The sequence below is a fragment of the Pectobacterium sp. PL64 genome (genome assembly GCF_022477975.1).
GTDB classification, from domain to species: domain Bacteria; phylum Pseudomonadota; class Gammaproteobacteria; order Enterobacterales; family Enterobacteriaceae; genus Pectobacterium; species Pectobacterium jejuense.
Window position 1 is genome coordinate 2,061,933 of sequence record NZ_CP092070.1, and the last position, 14,492, is coordinate 2,076,424.

Consider the following 14,492-nt stretch of genomic DNA (forward strand, 5'->3'; position numbering starts at 1 on the left):
GAGAAGCGCACATTCCCCTAGCTGTTAGTATCACCTCTAAAATTTTAAAGGGATGAAAATCCCCCCGCCGCCTGAGAAACCTGACACTGCCTTTCTTCTAGCACATCAATACAGAGTAAAGCCGTTTGCGGGCCGTCGCGTTCCGCCGTGGAGAGCCACTCTTGCACTGCCAGATAACGCGAATCCGGCGACCACAGCATGTCCTTGCCGAAAATGCGATCGTCCAGTGCTTTCCCGTCGATGGAGAGCGAAAAATAAGGCGGACCGAACCGAATTTCACCAGCATAAATCAGCATCGCAGTATGTTGTCGATCGAATGAAGGCAGTTTGTGCAGCATATGAAAGCGTCCCTAGTTAGTCTGAGGTTATCTCAATCAGATTACCATCTGGGTCGCTGACGATCGCTTCGTAAAATCCGTCCCCTGTCATTCGAGGCTGAGCAACCAGAATGCCGCGTTCTGCTGCTTTGCTGGCTAACGCTTCCACATCCGCTTTGCTCCCGACCGAAATTGCGACGTGCGCCCAGCCGCAGCCTTCTTTATTGGTTAAGGCTTCTGCCAACACCGGCAGCGTCATCAGCTCAATAGAGGCGCCTTCACCCAGTTGAACAAAATGCGATTCAAAACCGGGGCGATTCCGGCTCACATACTTTCCCCCCACCTTAGCGGAGAAGAATTCTTGCCAAAATGCCGCCTGCGCAGCCAGATCGGCTGTCCATAACGCCACGTGTGCCACTTTCATCATGATTCCTTCTTAGCCGTTGTCTTTTACTGGTTTTACAAACAAGCGGTTATGACCGCGTTCCATTCAGAATGGCTAACACCTGTTGGTGTAGCTCGGGATTACCGGTCGCGACTACCGTGCCGCCCGCTTCCGCTCGTTGTCCGTTGAGATCGGTAATGATGCCGCCCGCCTGCTCAATAATCGGGATCAGCGCGACAATGTCGTAGGGCTGCAATGCAAATTCCACGCAGATATCAATCTGGCCTGCTGCCAGCATCGCCATCGCGTAACATTCGCCGCCGTAGCGCGTCATAAGCGTGCTTTCTGCTAGATCGGCGAAGCGAACTGTCGGGTGCATCGCCAGCGGTTCTGGAGCGGTGGTGTGAAGAATCGCCTGTTCGAGCGACACGCCTTTGCGAGTGTTTAAACGCATTTCCCCATGTCGATCACTGCGCCACGCCTGTGAACCATCGGCCCAGAAGCACTCCCCGGTAAACGGCTGGCTCATCATCCCCATCACGGCGCGTTCATGGTGCAGCAGGCCGATGAGCGTTCCCCACACCGGTAATCCGCATAAGAAAGGCCGGGTTCCATCAACCGGATCCAAAACCCAACGCACCGGACCTTCCCCGCTCAGTCCAAATTCTTCGCCCATAATCGCGTGATCGGGGTAATGGCGCGTGATGTGCTCGCGAATGACCCGCTCAGCCTCTCGGTCGGCCTCCGTGACCGGATCAAAGCGAAAGCCCTCTTTGGGCTTCGTCTCAATTTGGTTGGCGGTAAGGGCACGAAAACGCGGTAACGTTTCCTGACTAGCCAGCGTGGCGAGTTCATGAAAAAAAGCAATATCGGGAAGCGACTGACTCATGGTGTTTACCTTCCTATTGCGTTGGCATGACGGCGTTGTTGAACATTGACGATGATAAATCGCAATGCTTACTATGGCTCGATTGTGCATTATATTGCACAGTTAATCTGCTCGATTATGCACAAAGACACAGGCTACCACAATTCACGTTCTTCGCATTTGGGTAACACTTCATCTTATTTCATTAAGAAATAGACAATGTGTACAATTTGTCTATATTGGACTTTTATTCTCTTATGGATGATAAGTAATGACCACACCCGTCGACATATTGAAGGGCAGCCAACAGGCACATATCGCGCTTCGCCCTCAGGTAAAAGTGACACCTCTAGATCGTAGCCACTCTTTATCCTCTCTCTATGAGTGCGATCTGTTTTTCAAAGCAGAGCACTTGCAGCACACCGGTTCATTCAAATTTCGTGGGGCGAGTAATAAAATCCGTTTGCTTACGACTGAACAAAAAAAACAAGGGGTTATCACCGCATCTTCTGGAAATCACGGTCAGGGTATGGCGCTTGCCGGAGCAACAACCAATGTGCCGGTAACGGTCTATGAATCTTCAACGGCATCGCAGCTAAAACTCGATGCCATCAAAGCATACGGGGCAACGGTCATTACGTTGGATCAAGATGGGCTAGGCGTCGAACTTGCTGCTGCCGAAGTAGCCGCTAGCACGGGAACGACCTGGGTCTCACCATATAATGATGTAGATGTCATCGCTGGTCAGGGAACTATCGCGCTTGAAATGCTCGAGCAGGAAGAGTCGTTTGATGCGATTTTCATTGCCGTCGGCGGCGGTGGCCTGATTTCTGGTGTCGGTTCAGTAATGAAACAACTGTCACAGCATACTCGCATCATTGCCTGCTGGCCGACCGCCTCCGTAGCAATGTACGAATCGCTGAAAGCCGGCAAAATCGTTGAACCAGAGGAACATGATACGCTCTCTGATGGTACGGCTGGCGGTCTTGAACCGGGTACGATAACTTTCCCGCTCTGTCAGCAGGTTGTGGATGATTGTGTTCTGGTCAGCGAAGAAGAAATTAAGTCAGCCATTAAAACCGTTGCCCGTTATGAGCGCTGGATGATTGAAGGTGCTGCCGGGGTAGCAATGGCAGCCTTTATGCAGCAGGCCGATAAGTGGCGTGGCAAGCGGGTCGCTGTGGTTTTATGCGGCCGAAATATTGCGCTTGATAAATTTGTCGGAGCCATAAAGTGAAAATTTTAAATCTGGATGAAATCCGCGCCCTGTTCCATGAAGAAACTGCACTGAATAAATTGCGCGCTGGTTTTCAAGCATTTTCGGCTAATAAAGTGCAGATGCCACCGGTACAGCAATTTCTTTTTAAGGATGTACAGGGTGACTGTTGTATCAAATCTGCCTGGATGGAAGGCTCAGACAGTTTTTGCGTGAAGGTATCCAGTGGTTTTTATCAAAATCCCTCGTCGGGCCTGCCAAGTAATGATGGCCTTAACCTCCTTTTTTCAGCCATAACAGGACAACCTCTGGTTTTACTGGACGATCATGGCTGGTTAACCGGTATGCGTACCGCGCTTGCCGGTCGCATTGCAGCGGAACTTCTGCTTCCAGAAAAAATTGAGCGCATCGCTATTTTCGGTACGGGTCTTCAGGCAGAACTGCAACTCCGGCAGTTATGTAATCTGACAGACTGTCGCGATGTCATTGTATGGGGAAGAAGTGAGAAATCGCTGCAGCACATGAAAGAAAGGCTTTCCGATCTTAATGCCAACATCGTGTTAACGCAAAATGAGGAAGAAGCAGCCCGCTTATCTTCGATCATCGTCACCGCGACACCTTCAACGACCCCGCTTATCCAGCATGAATGGGTTAGCTCTGGGACGCATATTACCGCTGTCGGTGCTGACGCTCCCGGCAAACAGGAACTGGATGCCGCGCTGGTTGGCGCAGCAGATATGGTTCTTGTCGATGCTTTGGCGCAATGCCGTGCCTATGGGGAACTGAGTCACTGTCAGGGGCAATATCAGGAAAATCAGTTGATCGTGGAAATAGGCACCTTGCTGACAACCCCTTCATTGTATCAACGCGATCCGTCACATATCACGATTGCCGATCTCACTGGGTTGGGTATTCAGGATGCGCAAATTTCTGCCAGCATTCTGTCAACGCTGGGCTGAAAAAGTATTCAGGAACGGCTGTATATACCCGGCTCTGTATGCTTTTAACCTGATGCAGGGAGCAAGGAAACGTAGCGACACTTTTCAGAACATTCGGTAAAGTGTCGCGGTTTGCATCGGAGGAAGGCATATGGCACCGCAACACAATGATAAGCAGCTTAGTTTTAACACCCTGAAGTCGATGGCCGACGGCATTGCCGCTTTATTTTTTCCGGCCGTGGAAGTCGCCATTCATGATGTAAAAAAGGGGAAGGTGGCTTATCTGGCAAACAACCTTTCCAGACGGCAGATTGGAGATGATGCCGGGCTCGAGCAGCTCGAGCTGGGAGAGTTAAGTACGCTGACAGGGCCGTACGAAAAACTCAACTGGGATGGAAGAAAAATGCGCTCAGTCAGCATCCTTATTCCACAACAAGATAGCCTGGGATACGTTTTCTGCATCAATTTCAGTACCTCGCGCTTTGAAGATGCCCGCAATGCGCTTGATCTTTTCTTATCCGTAAACCGCTTGCAGCCACAGCCGACACAGCTTTTTGAACATGACTGGCAGGAAAAAATTAATACTTACCTTCATACCTGGCTGGCCGAGAATAATACCTCTCTCACCACGTTGACTCGGAGCCAGAAAAAGGCTGTTGTCGTTTCGCTTTATAATCAGGGTGCCTTCAATGTCCGGAACTCGGCAGATTATATTGCTAAGGTTTTGTCCATGGGACGGGCTACTGTTTATAAACATATCAAGGAAATACGATAATGGTTCAGCAGGTACACGACAAAAAATAACCCCCAGACGTCTCCGTCAGGGGGCTACAGCAGGAATTGCCGAGCGGCCTTATTGCCTTTAGCTCAGGTCAGCACCGTTACTGGCAATCACCTTCTTATACCAGTAGAACGATTTCTTTTTCTTTCTGGCTAATGTGCCTTCGCCTCGATCATCGCGATCGACATAGATGAAACCGTAGCGTTTGCTCATTTCACCGGTGGAGGCAGAGACCAAATCGATACAGCCCCATGAGGTATAGCCGATGACTGGGATACCGTCACCAATGGCGTCCGCCATCGTGCTGATGTGCTCGCGCAGGTAGCTGATGCGATAGTCATCATCAATCTCGCCCTGTGCGTTAATCTCGTCCTTCGCGCCCAGCCCGTTCTCGACCAAAAACAGCGGCTTCTGATAGCGGTCATACATCATGTTCATGGTGATGCGCAGGCCTAGCGGATCGATTCCCCAACCCCATTCACTCGCCTTGATGTGCGGGTTCTTTAACGACTTCACGATGTTCGCCGCGCTGCTGTTGTGCTCGTTCATATCCGCCGAGGCGCAGCGGGAGGCGTAATAGCTGAAGGACACAAAATCTACCGTGTTCTTGAGAATCTCATCATCGCCCGGCTCGGACGCAATCGTGATGCCCTTCTCTTTAAACAAACGGCCGGTATACGCCGGATAGGTGCCGCGTGCCTGCACGTCGATAAAGAACAGGTTTTCCCGATCTTTATTCAGCGCCGCCCAGACATCCTCCGGTTTGCACGACCACGGATAGAAATTGCCGCCAGCCAGCATGCAGCCGACCTGATTTTCCGGGTTAACCTCATGTGCAATCTTCGTCGCCAGCGCGCTCGCCACCAGTTCATGGTGCGCGGCCTGGTATTTCACCTGTTCCTGATTTTCCCCTTCGGCAAAGACCAACCCCGCGCCGGAAAACGGGCTATGCAGCAAAATATTGATTTCATTGAACGTCAGCCAGTATTTCACCAGCCCGTCAAAGGCTTCAAAACAGGTACGTGCATAGCGGGCGAAGAACTCGACCATTTTCCGGTTACGCCATGAACCGTACTCGGTGACCAGATGCATCGGCACATCGAAATGGCACAGCGTCACCAGCGGCTCGATGTTGTACTTCTTGCACTCGGCAAACACATCACGATAAAAGGCGATGCCGTCCGCGTTGGGCGTCAACTCATCGCCATTCGGATAGAGCCGACTCCAGGCGATGGAGGTACGGAACACCGTGAACCCCATTTCCGCCATCAGCGCGATATCTTCTTTATAGCGATGATAGAAATCGATCGCCTGATGGCTGGGATAAAACTCATCCTCACGCAGCGCGAAACGCGGTTCTTGCCCCAATTTCACTGGCAGACGATTGACGCCGTGGGGAATCATGTCCACCGTCGTCAGCCCTTTACCGCCTTCAAGGTACGCGCCTTCTGCCTGATTGGCCGCAATCGCGCCCCCCCATAAGAACCCATTGGGAAATGTTGATGCAGACATACGCTCTTCTCCTTCGTACTAATTAGTGCTTCATTTAATTCGTGTTCGTTGCGTGCTGCGGCGCGGAAACTTCATCGCCCTGTACGCGTTTCTCTTCCGGTTTTTCTTCGACTGGGATGTCTTCAAAGCCCAGCAGTAAGGTGACGAAGAAGGAAATCACGACGGACAGAAGCATGACGCCGAATACCCAGGCAATACTCATCGGGTTGGTCGGGTCGAAGAACTGCACGCTGGTAAACAGCCCCGGCGACGCCATTGAATGGCTTGCCAACCCACCGATACCGGCAACGGCACCGCAGATAAAACCGGTAATTAGACAGGCGATCAGCGGACGCTTCAGACGTAAAGCCACACCGTACAGCGCCGGTTCAGAGATCCCAGCAACAATGGCCGAGGCCGCCGCCGCCAGCGCCGTCTGGCGCAGTTCCGGGTTTTTGGTGCGCCAGGCAACCGCCAGTGAAGATCCGCCCAGCGACAGGTTTGCACCGATTTCAGACGGCATTACCATGCCTTCTTTGCCCGTTTCAGCGATGGTTTGAATGATCGTCGGGGTAAACACACGGTGCATACCAGTCATTACAAGCAGTGGCCAGATAGCGCCCATGATGGCAACGGACAGCCAGCCCAGATAGTCATGTACGGTGTACACCACCGCAGAAATACCGCTACCGATCCAGATCCCAATCGGGCCGATCAGCATGATGGCAATCGGGGAGGCAATCAGCACGATTAACATCGGCTTCAGGAAGTTTTTGGTTACCGCTGGCGTAATGCGGTCTACCCATTTTTCAATGTAAGACAGAATCCAGGTCATACACAGCGCCGGAATCACGGTATAGGTATACTTCACCGCCGTGACGGTCAGCCCCATAAACACTACCTGCTGGCCCTGCGCCGCTTTTGCCATCAGATCGATAAACGTCGGATGAACCAACACACCCGGCGATAGCAATCGCCAGCGACATATTGGTTTTGAATTTTACCGCCGCAGACGCCGCCACCATGATCGGCAGGAAGAAGAACGCGCCGTCACCAATCACGTTCAGAATTGTTATCGTCGATGCGCCCTTCTCAAACAGCCCGGTCATATCGAGGATCATGGCAAGCAGTTTCACCATCGAGCCGCCGATAATCGCAGGAATGAGCGGTGACATCGTGCCAATCAGCGCATCCAGAATCCCCGCGCCGATGCGTCGCAGCGTAATTTTATTGTTCACCGGTACGGTTTTTTCAGCTTCCACGCCTTCCGGCAGCAGTTTCACCACTTCGGCGTAGGCCTGAGAAACGGTGTTGCCGATGATGACCTGACACTGGTTGTCATTTTTCACGACACCCAATACGCCGCTTATCGCCTTCAATTCGGCCACATTCGCCGCATCATTATCTTTCAGCACAAAGCGCAGACGGGTCATACAGTGCGTCACGGCAGCGATGTTATCAGCCCCACCGATAGCATCGACGATCGAACGGGATACAGCCGCATAATTCTTTGACATGGATAGACAATCTCTCGTAATCGCGCACGCTACACCCAATTCAACACACCGCTCAACGTATCCAAAACGGGAGTATTATTTGATGCGCATACATTTATTATTCAATTTCATACAGTTATGAAAGTATTCATGCCGGTATCCCTGCTCCATGCAACGTAATGAAACGTAATGAAACGCCGATGGGTAACCGGTTCCACATGATAGTGTTTATATATGAATACGATTTCAATAATTTTGTTATGAATATTTTTCTTATGTGATCGCGATCGTCATGAATAGCGTGTTACTCCCCCTCGATCGCTTCGGTTTTGCACTCATCACCCTGCTACCGGTCCAAAGTGTGTAAAATGACGGGAGTATTCAACGTCTCAGGATGTCCCATGTCGACAATGCAGGAAGTGGCGAAGAAAGCAGGCGTATCGAAAGCGACGGTGTCGCGCGTGCTATCGGGCAAAGGCTATACCAGTGAAGAAACCAAAACGCTGGTCTATCAGGCCATTGAGGAGACGGGATATCGGCCAAATTTACTGGCGCGGAATCTGGCGAGCAGCAAATCAGCCTGCATCGGTTTGGTGGTGACCAACACGCTCTATAACGGCAGCTATTTTAACGAGTTGCTGTCACAGGCCGCCAAAAAGCTGGAAGACAACGGGCGTCAGCTGATTCTGGTCGATGGCAAACACAGCGCCGATGAAGAGCGCGCCGCGATTCAGTTCCTGCTGGGCTTGCGCTGTGATGCGATCATCATCTATCCCCGTTTTCTCACCGTGGATGAAATGGACGACATCATCGAGAAGCACAAGCAGCCGATCATGGTGGTTAACCGTAAACTGCGTAAACACCAGAGCCACTGCATCTGTTGCGATCACAAAGGTTCCAGCTATAACGCCACACAGCATCTGATCGCGCGCGGCCATCGAGATATCGCTTTTATCACCGGTTCACTGGATTCGCCGACCGCTATCGAACGCCTTTCCGGCTATAAAGATGCCCTGACGGCGGCCAATATCGCGGTACGGGATGAGTTGATTGTGAAAGGAAAATGGACGCCGCGCAGCGGTTCGCTCGCCATTACGACCTTGCGCGATAACCGGGTATCGTTCAGTGCCGTTCTCGCCAGCAATGACGATATGGCGATTGGCGCGATAAAAGCGTTGGATGACGCTGGCGTTGCCGTACCGCACAACGTTTCTGTCGTCGGGTTCGACGACATTCCCACCGCCCCGTTTTTGAAACCGTCGCTCTCCAGCGTCAAAGATCCGGTGAGCGATATGATCAACGAAGTGATTAACCGCCTGATCGCGATGCTGGACGGCGGCTATTTCTCGAAAGAAAATCTGTTCTTGTCGGAGCTACAGGTCAGAGATTCCATTCAGAACGGGCCGTACGGTAATCAGTCCGTTTGAATCTGCTACGGGGTCATTTCAGACCCCGTTTTTCACGGCAACAAAAACAGCCCCCCGCAGATTGCAGATAACTGCATTAGCTTATAGACGTGAACTGACAGTTTTCGCGGGCAGAACACAATCAAATCTGACAGGCTGCATTGAGTGAGGAGCGGAAGTTCGCTCTCAGCCATATCGCAGAGGATCTCTAAAAGAGAATGGTGTGGATTAGCCCGAGACTTCCCCCCCTAAGGTATGGAGTCATACTGCGCGTGACTCATTGATTGGAAAAAACAAAAAGTTAATCCAGCAGACTTCTAAGTTACCGAAGACAAAAACTGTAACATGGTTTATAAATCACTCACTATCGTTATCATCGACAGGAATCCAATGAAAATTCTTGAGAAAAAAACCAAACATCATTATGTATGGGCTCACTACCTTCAGGATTGGACAGTTGATGGAACCAACATTTACTACATCACAAAGAAATCTAACATTGCATCTGACAGTGTCAGAGGTCTGGGTCTTGAAAAAGATTTCTACAAAATGGGTATGTTGAAGGAAAGTGACAAAGAACTCATAGCTCTCTTCACAAACAAATGCAATGAAACAGTAAAAGAACTTCATTGGAAGTTTGTGAACAAAATATTCGAAACACAGAAGATGGTCTCCGCATTATCACCTTCTCTTGATGTAAAGCTTGGAATAAACTTACAAGACATTATACAGAGCAATATTTTCGAGAATTATTTATCCGAGCAAGAATCGAGCGCCATAAAAATTTTAAGTGAATTAAAAACAGGAAACTTGCTTTCCCTAGATGATAAAAGCACTTATTATGAGTTTTGTTATTTCTTAGGGCATCAATTTTCCAGAACACAGAAAATGAAGCAATTATTAATTTTGTCACTAGATAATATTCCTTCCCAAACACACATCCGGGATCGTCTTAGGGATTTTTACAATAGGAACTGGTGGTTTATGTGTTCATTTATGGCAACAAACCTTTCCTATGACATGTCCTTGAACAGCAGCAGAAAAGTCATTCTGCTTGAGAATAAGTCCAATATTGACTTCATTACATCTGACCAACCAGTAATAAATCTGAATCCAGAAGGAAGTGAAGGTGAATTTGTTGATTATTATTACCCATTATCCACCAGTAAGGCTCTATTAATAAACACCAGTGGTGTAAAATATTTTCCGAGCCATCATCTAAGTGACGATGAAGTACACATGCTCAATGTTAAAGTAGCCCGCGCCTCTTGCAAAACTATATTTTCGAGAAACAAAGAAACTATTAGGTTGTATAAGAAGGACTTCAACCAACGAAATTATTTAGCTTTTACATTAAAAACTACAGACTAAAGCACCTGTAACTGAGAGGCGTACAGTCAAAAATCCCTGCTGAGGGGGATGGCGGGCGACAACATTGGCAACTAACTCCCTCCATCATCTGACTGACCTGTTCGCGGTGATTAACATATTGTGATGTAGCAATGCCCGCTTCTGGCACGGAGCGGACTTTTGTCTATGTATAAAGAGAGAAGGAAATAGCAGATCGTCTGAAAGCAGAGGAGATAAGTCCAGAGCGTGGCGGCGAACTAACTCATAGAGTGGTCATGAATACGAAAAGTCGCCTGAAGAAGTGGGGCTACTTGGACTAATTGTCGGATATGGTTAAGTAATATCCCGGCTATCAGCCGGGAATTGATTTATGCTTTCGCACCTACATTATCAACGTTCGTAAATTGTCCCGTTCGGGCGCATGTACATACCATCACTCAGATAAACGTCTTCGCCATCCTCAACACATAGGTCAGAATAAATATCGACCATGCCAGGTTCGACAATATTCGTCGAAATCCCATGAGCATCGAAGAGCTCAAAGAAGCGAGTGACCCATTCCTCGTTGACCTCATCTTGTATAGTTTTGCCGTGATCTATAGTAATGGAAAACATGGAGATGCAATTATTCTGAAAGCGGTCTACTTTATTCTCAGGTTGAAGATGATTTTCTTGGGCTAACGTCTCAGCGACCGAAAAAAGGAGCTTCTGGTCTACTGGCAGCTTGTATCCGATAGTCAAACCACCCCCTATGCGAATTCTCTCTTCGGGCCTCGTTGGTGTCTGCACTTCAAAAGAATTACCATCATCATTTTGAGCTAAAAAGCGGACGAAAACCGTGTCTCCACGGACTAACATCCAATCCTTTCCATGTTTTGGTTTCATTGCTTTAACTATCTGCGGTTGTAATGCTGACATGCTCATGGTGTTAGATACCGAAAAGAAAAACATGAAAGAGATTATACCGACTAGAGTGTTTTTTTATAGCTCCGCTACTTTTGGCGAGCATCACAGAAAATGACGCTTCAAGCCAACGTCCGCACCTGGCACAGAGCCGCCCGTCAGATCACGTTTAGCTCTGCGCAGCAACATTGCCAGCTCAGGTCTGAGCTAATACAGATAACCCGATCGACGTGATTCAACCGTACGTGCTCGACTGTCATTTTACGCTATTGACGTAACGAACCATGCCCTGGAGCAATTGCGCAAACCGATGTGATTCATAATTACCCTCACCTGGCACCATCCAAACGCTGTTGACCTCCAGTTGGATCGTTGGTACGCCATGTGCTGAACCGAACTTTGTGACGGTTTCATTCTTGGAAGCGGCAAAATAGTTGTTTGAGTAATTGGAAATCCCTTCATTTCGCAATGAGGCGATGAGTTTGGTCACCAGTTCGTCTTTACCCAGCAGAGATTTTCCCTTCATGGTTCCGATATCGACATCATAGGGTCGGTAAGGGTGGCTGCCGTGGATATCAATAATGAGTTTCGGCTTTTGTGATTTTATTAATTCAGCTAGCCTCGCTTTATAATCATTATTATCGTAGTAGTTAGGGTCTGAAGGAGAGGCTTTTGTTGTATAGATGACCGTCGAACCCGTCAGTTTTCCCAACATGATTGCCAGCGCTGCCGTCCCTCCTCCGTCAGAGAAACGATATTTTCCATCCCGAAACGGTTCGGTAGCATGAGGGGCGCTAATGATAATGGGCTCCTGCCCTAAGATGACGTTAAACCATTTTTCCCCCTCTTTCGGTTTAACATCGCTATTTTTATCTGCATCCTTTTGATAAACGATTGCTTCGTTGATCTGTTCAGGCGTGAGCAATGCTTTTTCGAAATGGCTAGTACCCTGATTCAATGAGCATGCCGATGCTGAAAAAACAAACAGTGCAATAACAGTAAATCTTCTTATTAATGCAATATTAAGTAATTTCTTCATCTGTCATCTCTCATAGAAATATTTGCCATTCCAATGCTCATGGAAACACAAAAGCGACGCAGTTTAGGAAGCCGACACGCTAAAAAATACGCGATTAAACCGACTATCCCTAGCGTAATGACTACTATAGAAGAAGATGCTTTTTTAGGAGGGCTTGATGCAAATAAAGTGAAAAAAAGAGGGCAACCTACGCACCGAAACGATCGTTTACAGCACGTGATTGCCCATTTCTATCCGTCTGATACCATCTTAAACGTAAACGTTAAGCTGGTTATTTTCCGTTGGGCGATTAACCCCATCGGCTATCGGTGGCTTAAAGACCGACGCGCTATTGTCGTACGTCGTCCGGGTTCGGGTAGACGCGTCCTGATTAGGGTAACCAGACAGCTGCGACGAGCGGGAAATGCCCTGAACATGATCAGGTTTGTCAGGCATGGCGCTATATGACACTGGAGAAACTAGGTTAAGACCAATCATTTTTCTTCCCCCTATTTATCTCATCTGTCAGTAAAACTTATCTTGCTTACTACTGAGTATAGAACAATCAAGCAGGGGGAATATGTAAGGTTTTGTCTGAAAAAACACCGCTAGTGCGCCACTGACGAAGGGAAAGAGAAGGCAAACAATCAGCACTGTTTTTTTTATTTTCTATCAGTGAGTTATGCGTTCTTCTCCCACACGCGCAGCCGCCCTGCCGCATTTTTATAAGGCGAGGCGGTATTGAACTGAATCATCCGACCACGCGTCCACTTACCGTACCAGCATTCACCGTAAAGCTGTGCGTCGGTATAACGTTCAACCAACGTGATGAGTTCCCGTTTATTCGCGACAAGCAACGCGACCAGTTCAGGCCACTCTGTAATGTGTGCGAAGTCCTGATAGAATTTTTGCGCGAGTAAACCAAGCTGATTCCACTGGTAGCCCGTCTCTGGAAAATCGATAGGATTACCCTGCTCTTCCTGCTGATGCCATTTCAGCACCAGATTGCCCCAGCCCAGCAAATACGCCACCAGATTTGCCGCACTCATCTGCGTTCCCTGCGCATGTCCTGCCATTTCCGGTGAGAATGCGCGATCGGCGGGAACGGCCTCGATTCGCTTCATTAACAGCACAAACTGACTGTTGATTGCCTTGATCAAGGCTTCTTTGCTTTCTGGCACCGCCATCATCTCCCCCGACTATTCTGCTATACAAAATCAGGTTACCGATCAAACGGCAGCGCCGCCTTGTCATCGCTCACGTTTTCAGCGCTGTGCCAGCAGCCGAATCGACGCTTCACGCTCGCGGGGGGACGTCACGGGCGTATGGATAATGAACTCGTCCACGCCAAAACGCTGATGGTAACTTTCCAGACGCTGATGGATGTGCTCTGGCGTACCATAAAGCACATTACGCGGCTCCTGTACGATACGGAAATCCGTCGCGCCCGCCTGCCGAACGAAGTTATCAGCCTGCTCCTGACTGCCTACCGTCAGCGGCGGCTTGTTCTCAATGTAAACTTTATAGTTATGCTGCGTGCTGGCCAGCGCCTCCGCATACTCATGACGTTCGGCAGCAATCACCGACAGCGACAGCAGCGTCTGGGCGTTGGCGGGTTTCAACTCCCGATAGCTCAAGAGAGATTCCGTCAACAGCGCTTCACTGGCATTGATGAACCCGGCGAAGACAAAACTCCAGCCCAGCGAGGCGGCTAGCCGTGCACTCTCCTGACTGGCACCCAGCAGAAAGCGCTGCGGCGTATGTTCAGGTAATGGCGTCGCATTCAGGCGCTCGGCCGTCTCGTCATGACTGTCGAGAAAGCGGTTTAGCTGATGTAGCTTTTCCGTAAAGGCAACCCGCTGCGTTTCACCGATCTCCTGCTGTAGCGCCCGCGTCGCCAGCGGCAGTCCGCCCGGTGCTTTGCCGATCCCCAAGTCCACACGCCCGCCGGCCAGAGCGCTGATTACATGGAAATTCTCCGCAACCTTATACGGGCTGTAATGCTGTAACATCACGCCGCCAGAGCCAATGCGCAGCGTTGTCGTGTGCGCCAACAGCCAGGTGATCAAGACCTCGGGAGACGATCCCGCCAACTCATCGGAATTATGATGCTCGGAAACCCAAAAACGGTAATAGCCGAGCGCTTCTGCCACCTTCGCCAGCGACACGGTTTGCGCCAACGCCTGCGCCGCACTCATTCCTTCGGCGATCGGACTTTGATCTAATAAACTGAGCTTATATCCCACGATGTTTCCTTATTTTCAGCAACTATCCGTTAGCGCTATTTATTGCAAGGCTATGTATTAAAAAAACCGTCATTCCA

Annotated in this window: 14 protein-coding genes and 1 pseudogene; 5 read left to right on the forward strand and 10 right to left on the reverse strand. The window is 49.5% G+C overall.

Annotation, left to right across the window (positions count from 1 at the left end; all coding sequences use genetic code 11):
• Positions 1-44: 44 nt before the first annotated feature.
• The 3 genes from HP572_RS09110 to hisN are packed head-to-tail and all read right to left on the reverse strand — an operon-like array spanning position 45 to position 1,591.
• Entirely contained in the window at positions 45-338 is a 294-nt protein-coding gene (locus HP572_RS09110; protein ID WP_240585406.1) for a hypothetical protein, read from the reverse strand.
• A 16-nt stretch (positions 339-354) separates the two neighbouring features.
• On the reverse strand, positions 355-741 hold the full coding sequence (locus HP572_RS09115) for a VOC family protein (RefSeq protein WP_240585728.1): 387 nt from the start codon (positions 739-741) through the stop codon (positions 355-357).
• 49 nt (positions 742-790) lie between these two features.
• Positions 791-1,591, reverse strand: coding sequence for a histidinol-phosphatase (hisN, locus tag HP572_RS09120; RefSeq protein WP_240585407.1), 801 nt, complete (start codon positions 1,589-1,591; stop codon positions 791-793).
• A gap of 250 nt (positions 1,592-1,841) precedes the next feature.
• Here hisN and HP572_RS09125 point away from each other — a divergent pair, with 250 nt between their 5' ends.
• From HP572_RS09125 to HP572_RS09135, 3 genes are all read left to right on the forward strand, one after another.
• Entirely contained in the window at positions 1,842-2,807 is a 966-nt protein-coding gene (locus HP572_RS09125) for a threonine/serine dehydratase (RefSeq protein WP_240585408.1), read from the forward strand.
• Entirely contained in the window at positions 2,804-3,745 is a 942-nt protein-coding gene (locus HP572_RS09130; RefSeq protein WP_127156415.1) for an ornithine cyclodeaminase family protein, read from the forward strand. Before HP572_RS09125 ends, HP572_RS09130 begins: the two co-directional genes overlap by 4 nt.
• A 130-nt stretch (positions 3,746-3,875) precedes the next feature.
• Positions 3,876-4,499 carry a transcriptional regulator gene (locus HP572_RS09135; protein WP_240585409.1) on the forward strand — a complete coding sequence of 208 codons (624 nt, stop codon included), beginning with the start codon at positions 3,876-3,878 and terminating at the stop codon, positions 4,497-4,499.
• Between the two features lie 87 nt (positions 4,500-4,586).
• Here the strand turns inward: HP572_RS09135 and HP572_RS09140 are convergent, their stop codons facing one another.
• On the reverse strand, positions 4,587-6,017 hold the full coding sequence (locus tag HP572_RS09140) for a 6-phospho-beta-glucosidase (RefSeq protein ID WP_240585410.1): 1,431 nt from the start codon (positions 6,015-6,017) through the stop codon (positions 4,587-4,589).
• A gap of 34 nt (positions 6,018-6,051) precedes the next feature.
• A pseudogene (ascF, locus tag HP572_RS09145) lies at positions 6,052-7,513 on the reverse strand (PTS cellobiose/arbutin/salicin transporter subunit IIBC).
• Positions 7,514-7,893: 380 nt separating this feature from the next.
• Here ascF and HP572_RS09150 point away from each other — a divergent pair.
• Positions 7,894-8,919, forward strand: coding sequence for a LacI family DNA-binding transcriptional regulator (locus tag HP572_RS09150; protein ID WP_240585411.1), 1,026 nt, complete (start codon positions 7,894-7,896; stop codon positions 8,917-8,919).
• A gap of 369 nt (positions 8,920-9,288) precedes the next feature.
• Positions 9,289-10,269: a DUF4238 domain-containing protein gene (locus HP572_RS09155; RefSeq protein ID WP_240585412.1), complete on the forward strand. Its 981-nt coding sequence runs from the start codon at positions 9,289-9,291 to the stop codon at positions 10,267-10,269.
• Positions 10,270-10,638: 369 nt separating this feature from the next.
• Here the strand turns inward: HP572_RS09155 and HP572_RS09160 are convergent, their stop codons facing one another.
• The 5 genes from HP572_RS09160 to HP572_RS09180 all read right to left on the reverse strand — a co-directional run bounded on the left by HP572_RS09160 (position 10,639) and on the right by HP572_RS09180 (position 14,415).
• Entirely contained in the window at positions 10,639-11,166 is a 528-nt protein-coding gene (locus HP572_RS09160) for a hypothetical protein (protein WP_240585413.1), read from the reverse strand.
• Between the two features lie 241 nt (positions 11,167-11,407).
• Entirely contained in the window at positions 11,408-12,190 is a 783-nt protein-coding gene (locus HP572_RS09165) for a hypothetical protein (RefSeq protein ID WP_240585414.1), read from the reverse strand.
• 249 nt (positions 12,191-12,439) lie between these two features.
• Positions 12,440-12,667, reverse strand: coding sequence for a hypothetical protein (locus HP572_RS09170; RefSeq protein WP_072012457.1), 228 nt, complete (start codon positions 12,665-12,667; stop codon positions 12,440-12,442).
• A gap of 182 nt (positions 12,668-12,849) precedes the next feature.
• Positions 12,850-13,356: a ClbS/DfsB family four-helix bundle protein gene (locus HP572_RS09175; RefSeq protein ID WP_240585729.1), complete on the reverse strand. Its 507-nt coding sequence runs from the start codon at positions 13,354-13,356 to the stop codon at positions 12,850-12,852.
• A gap of 78 nt (positions 13,357-13,434) precedes the next feature.
• Positions 13,435-14,415: an LLM class flavin-dependent oxidoreductase gene (locus tag HP572_RS09180; RefSeq protein WP_240585415.1), complete on the reverse strand. Its 981-nt coding sequence runs from the start codon at positions 14,413-14,415 to the stop codon at positions 13,435-13,437.
• Positions 14,416-14,492 lie beyond the last annotated feature (77 nt).

Bases quoted from the DNA above. Each gene is read 5' to 3' on its own strand.
- HP572_RS09135 (WP_240585409.1), top strand. From the start codon at position 3,876: ATGGCACCGCAACACAATGATAAGCAGCTTAGTTTTAACACCCTGAAG.
- HP572_RS09160 (WP_240585413.1), bottom strand. From the start codon at position 11,166: ATGTCAGCATTACAACCGCAGATAGTTAAAGCAATGAAACCAAAACAT.
- HP572_RS09125 (WP_240585408.1), top strand. From the start codon at position 1,842: ATGACCACACCCGTCGACATATTGAAGGGCAGCCAACAGGCACATATC.
- HP572_RS09110 (WP_240585406.1), bottom strand. From the start codon at position 338: ATGCTGCACAAACTGCCTTCATTCGATCGACAACATACTGCGATGCTG.
- HP572_RS09155 (WP_240585412.1), top strand. From the start codon at position 9,289: ATGAAAATTCTTGAGAAAAAAACCAAACATCATTATGTATGGGCTCAC.
- HP572_RS09140 (WP_240585410.1), bottom strand. From the start codon at position 6,017: ATGTCTGCATCAACATTTCCCAATGGGTTCTTATGGGGGGGCGCGATT.
- HP572_RS09170 (WP_072012457.1), bottom strand. From the start codon at position 12,667: ATGATTGGTCTTAACCTAGTTTCTCCAGTGTCATATAGCGCCATGCCT.
- HP572_RS09150 (WP_240585411.1), top strand. From the start codon at position 7,894: ATGTCGACAATGCAGGAAGTGGCGAAGAAAGCAGGCGTATCGAAAGCG.
- hisN (WP_240585407.1), bottom strand. From the start codon at position 1,591: ATGAGTCAGTCGCTTCCCGATATTGCTTTTTTTCATGAACTCGCCACG.
- HP572_RS09175 (WP_240585729.1), bottom strand. From the start codon at position 13,356: ATGGCGGTGCCAGAAAGCAAAGAAGCCTTGATCAAGGCAATCAACAGT.
- HP572_RS09165 (WP_240585414.1), bottom strand. From the start codon at position 12,190: ATGAAGAAATTACTTAATATTGCATTAATAAGAAGATTTACTGTTATT.
- HP572_RS09115 (WP_240585728.1), bottom strand. From the start codon at position 741: ATGAAAGTGGCACACGTGGCGTTATGGACAGCCGATCTGGCTGCGCAG.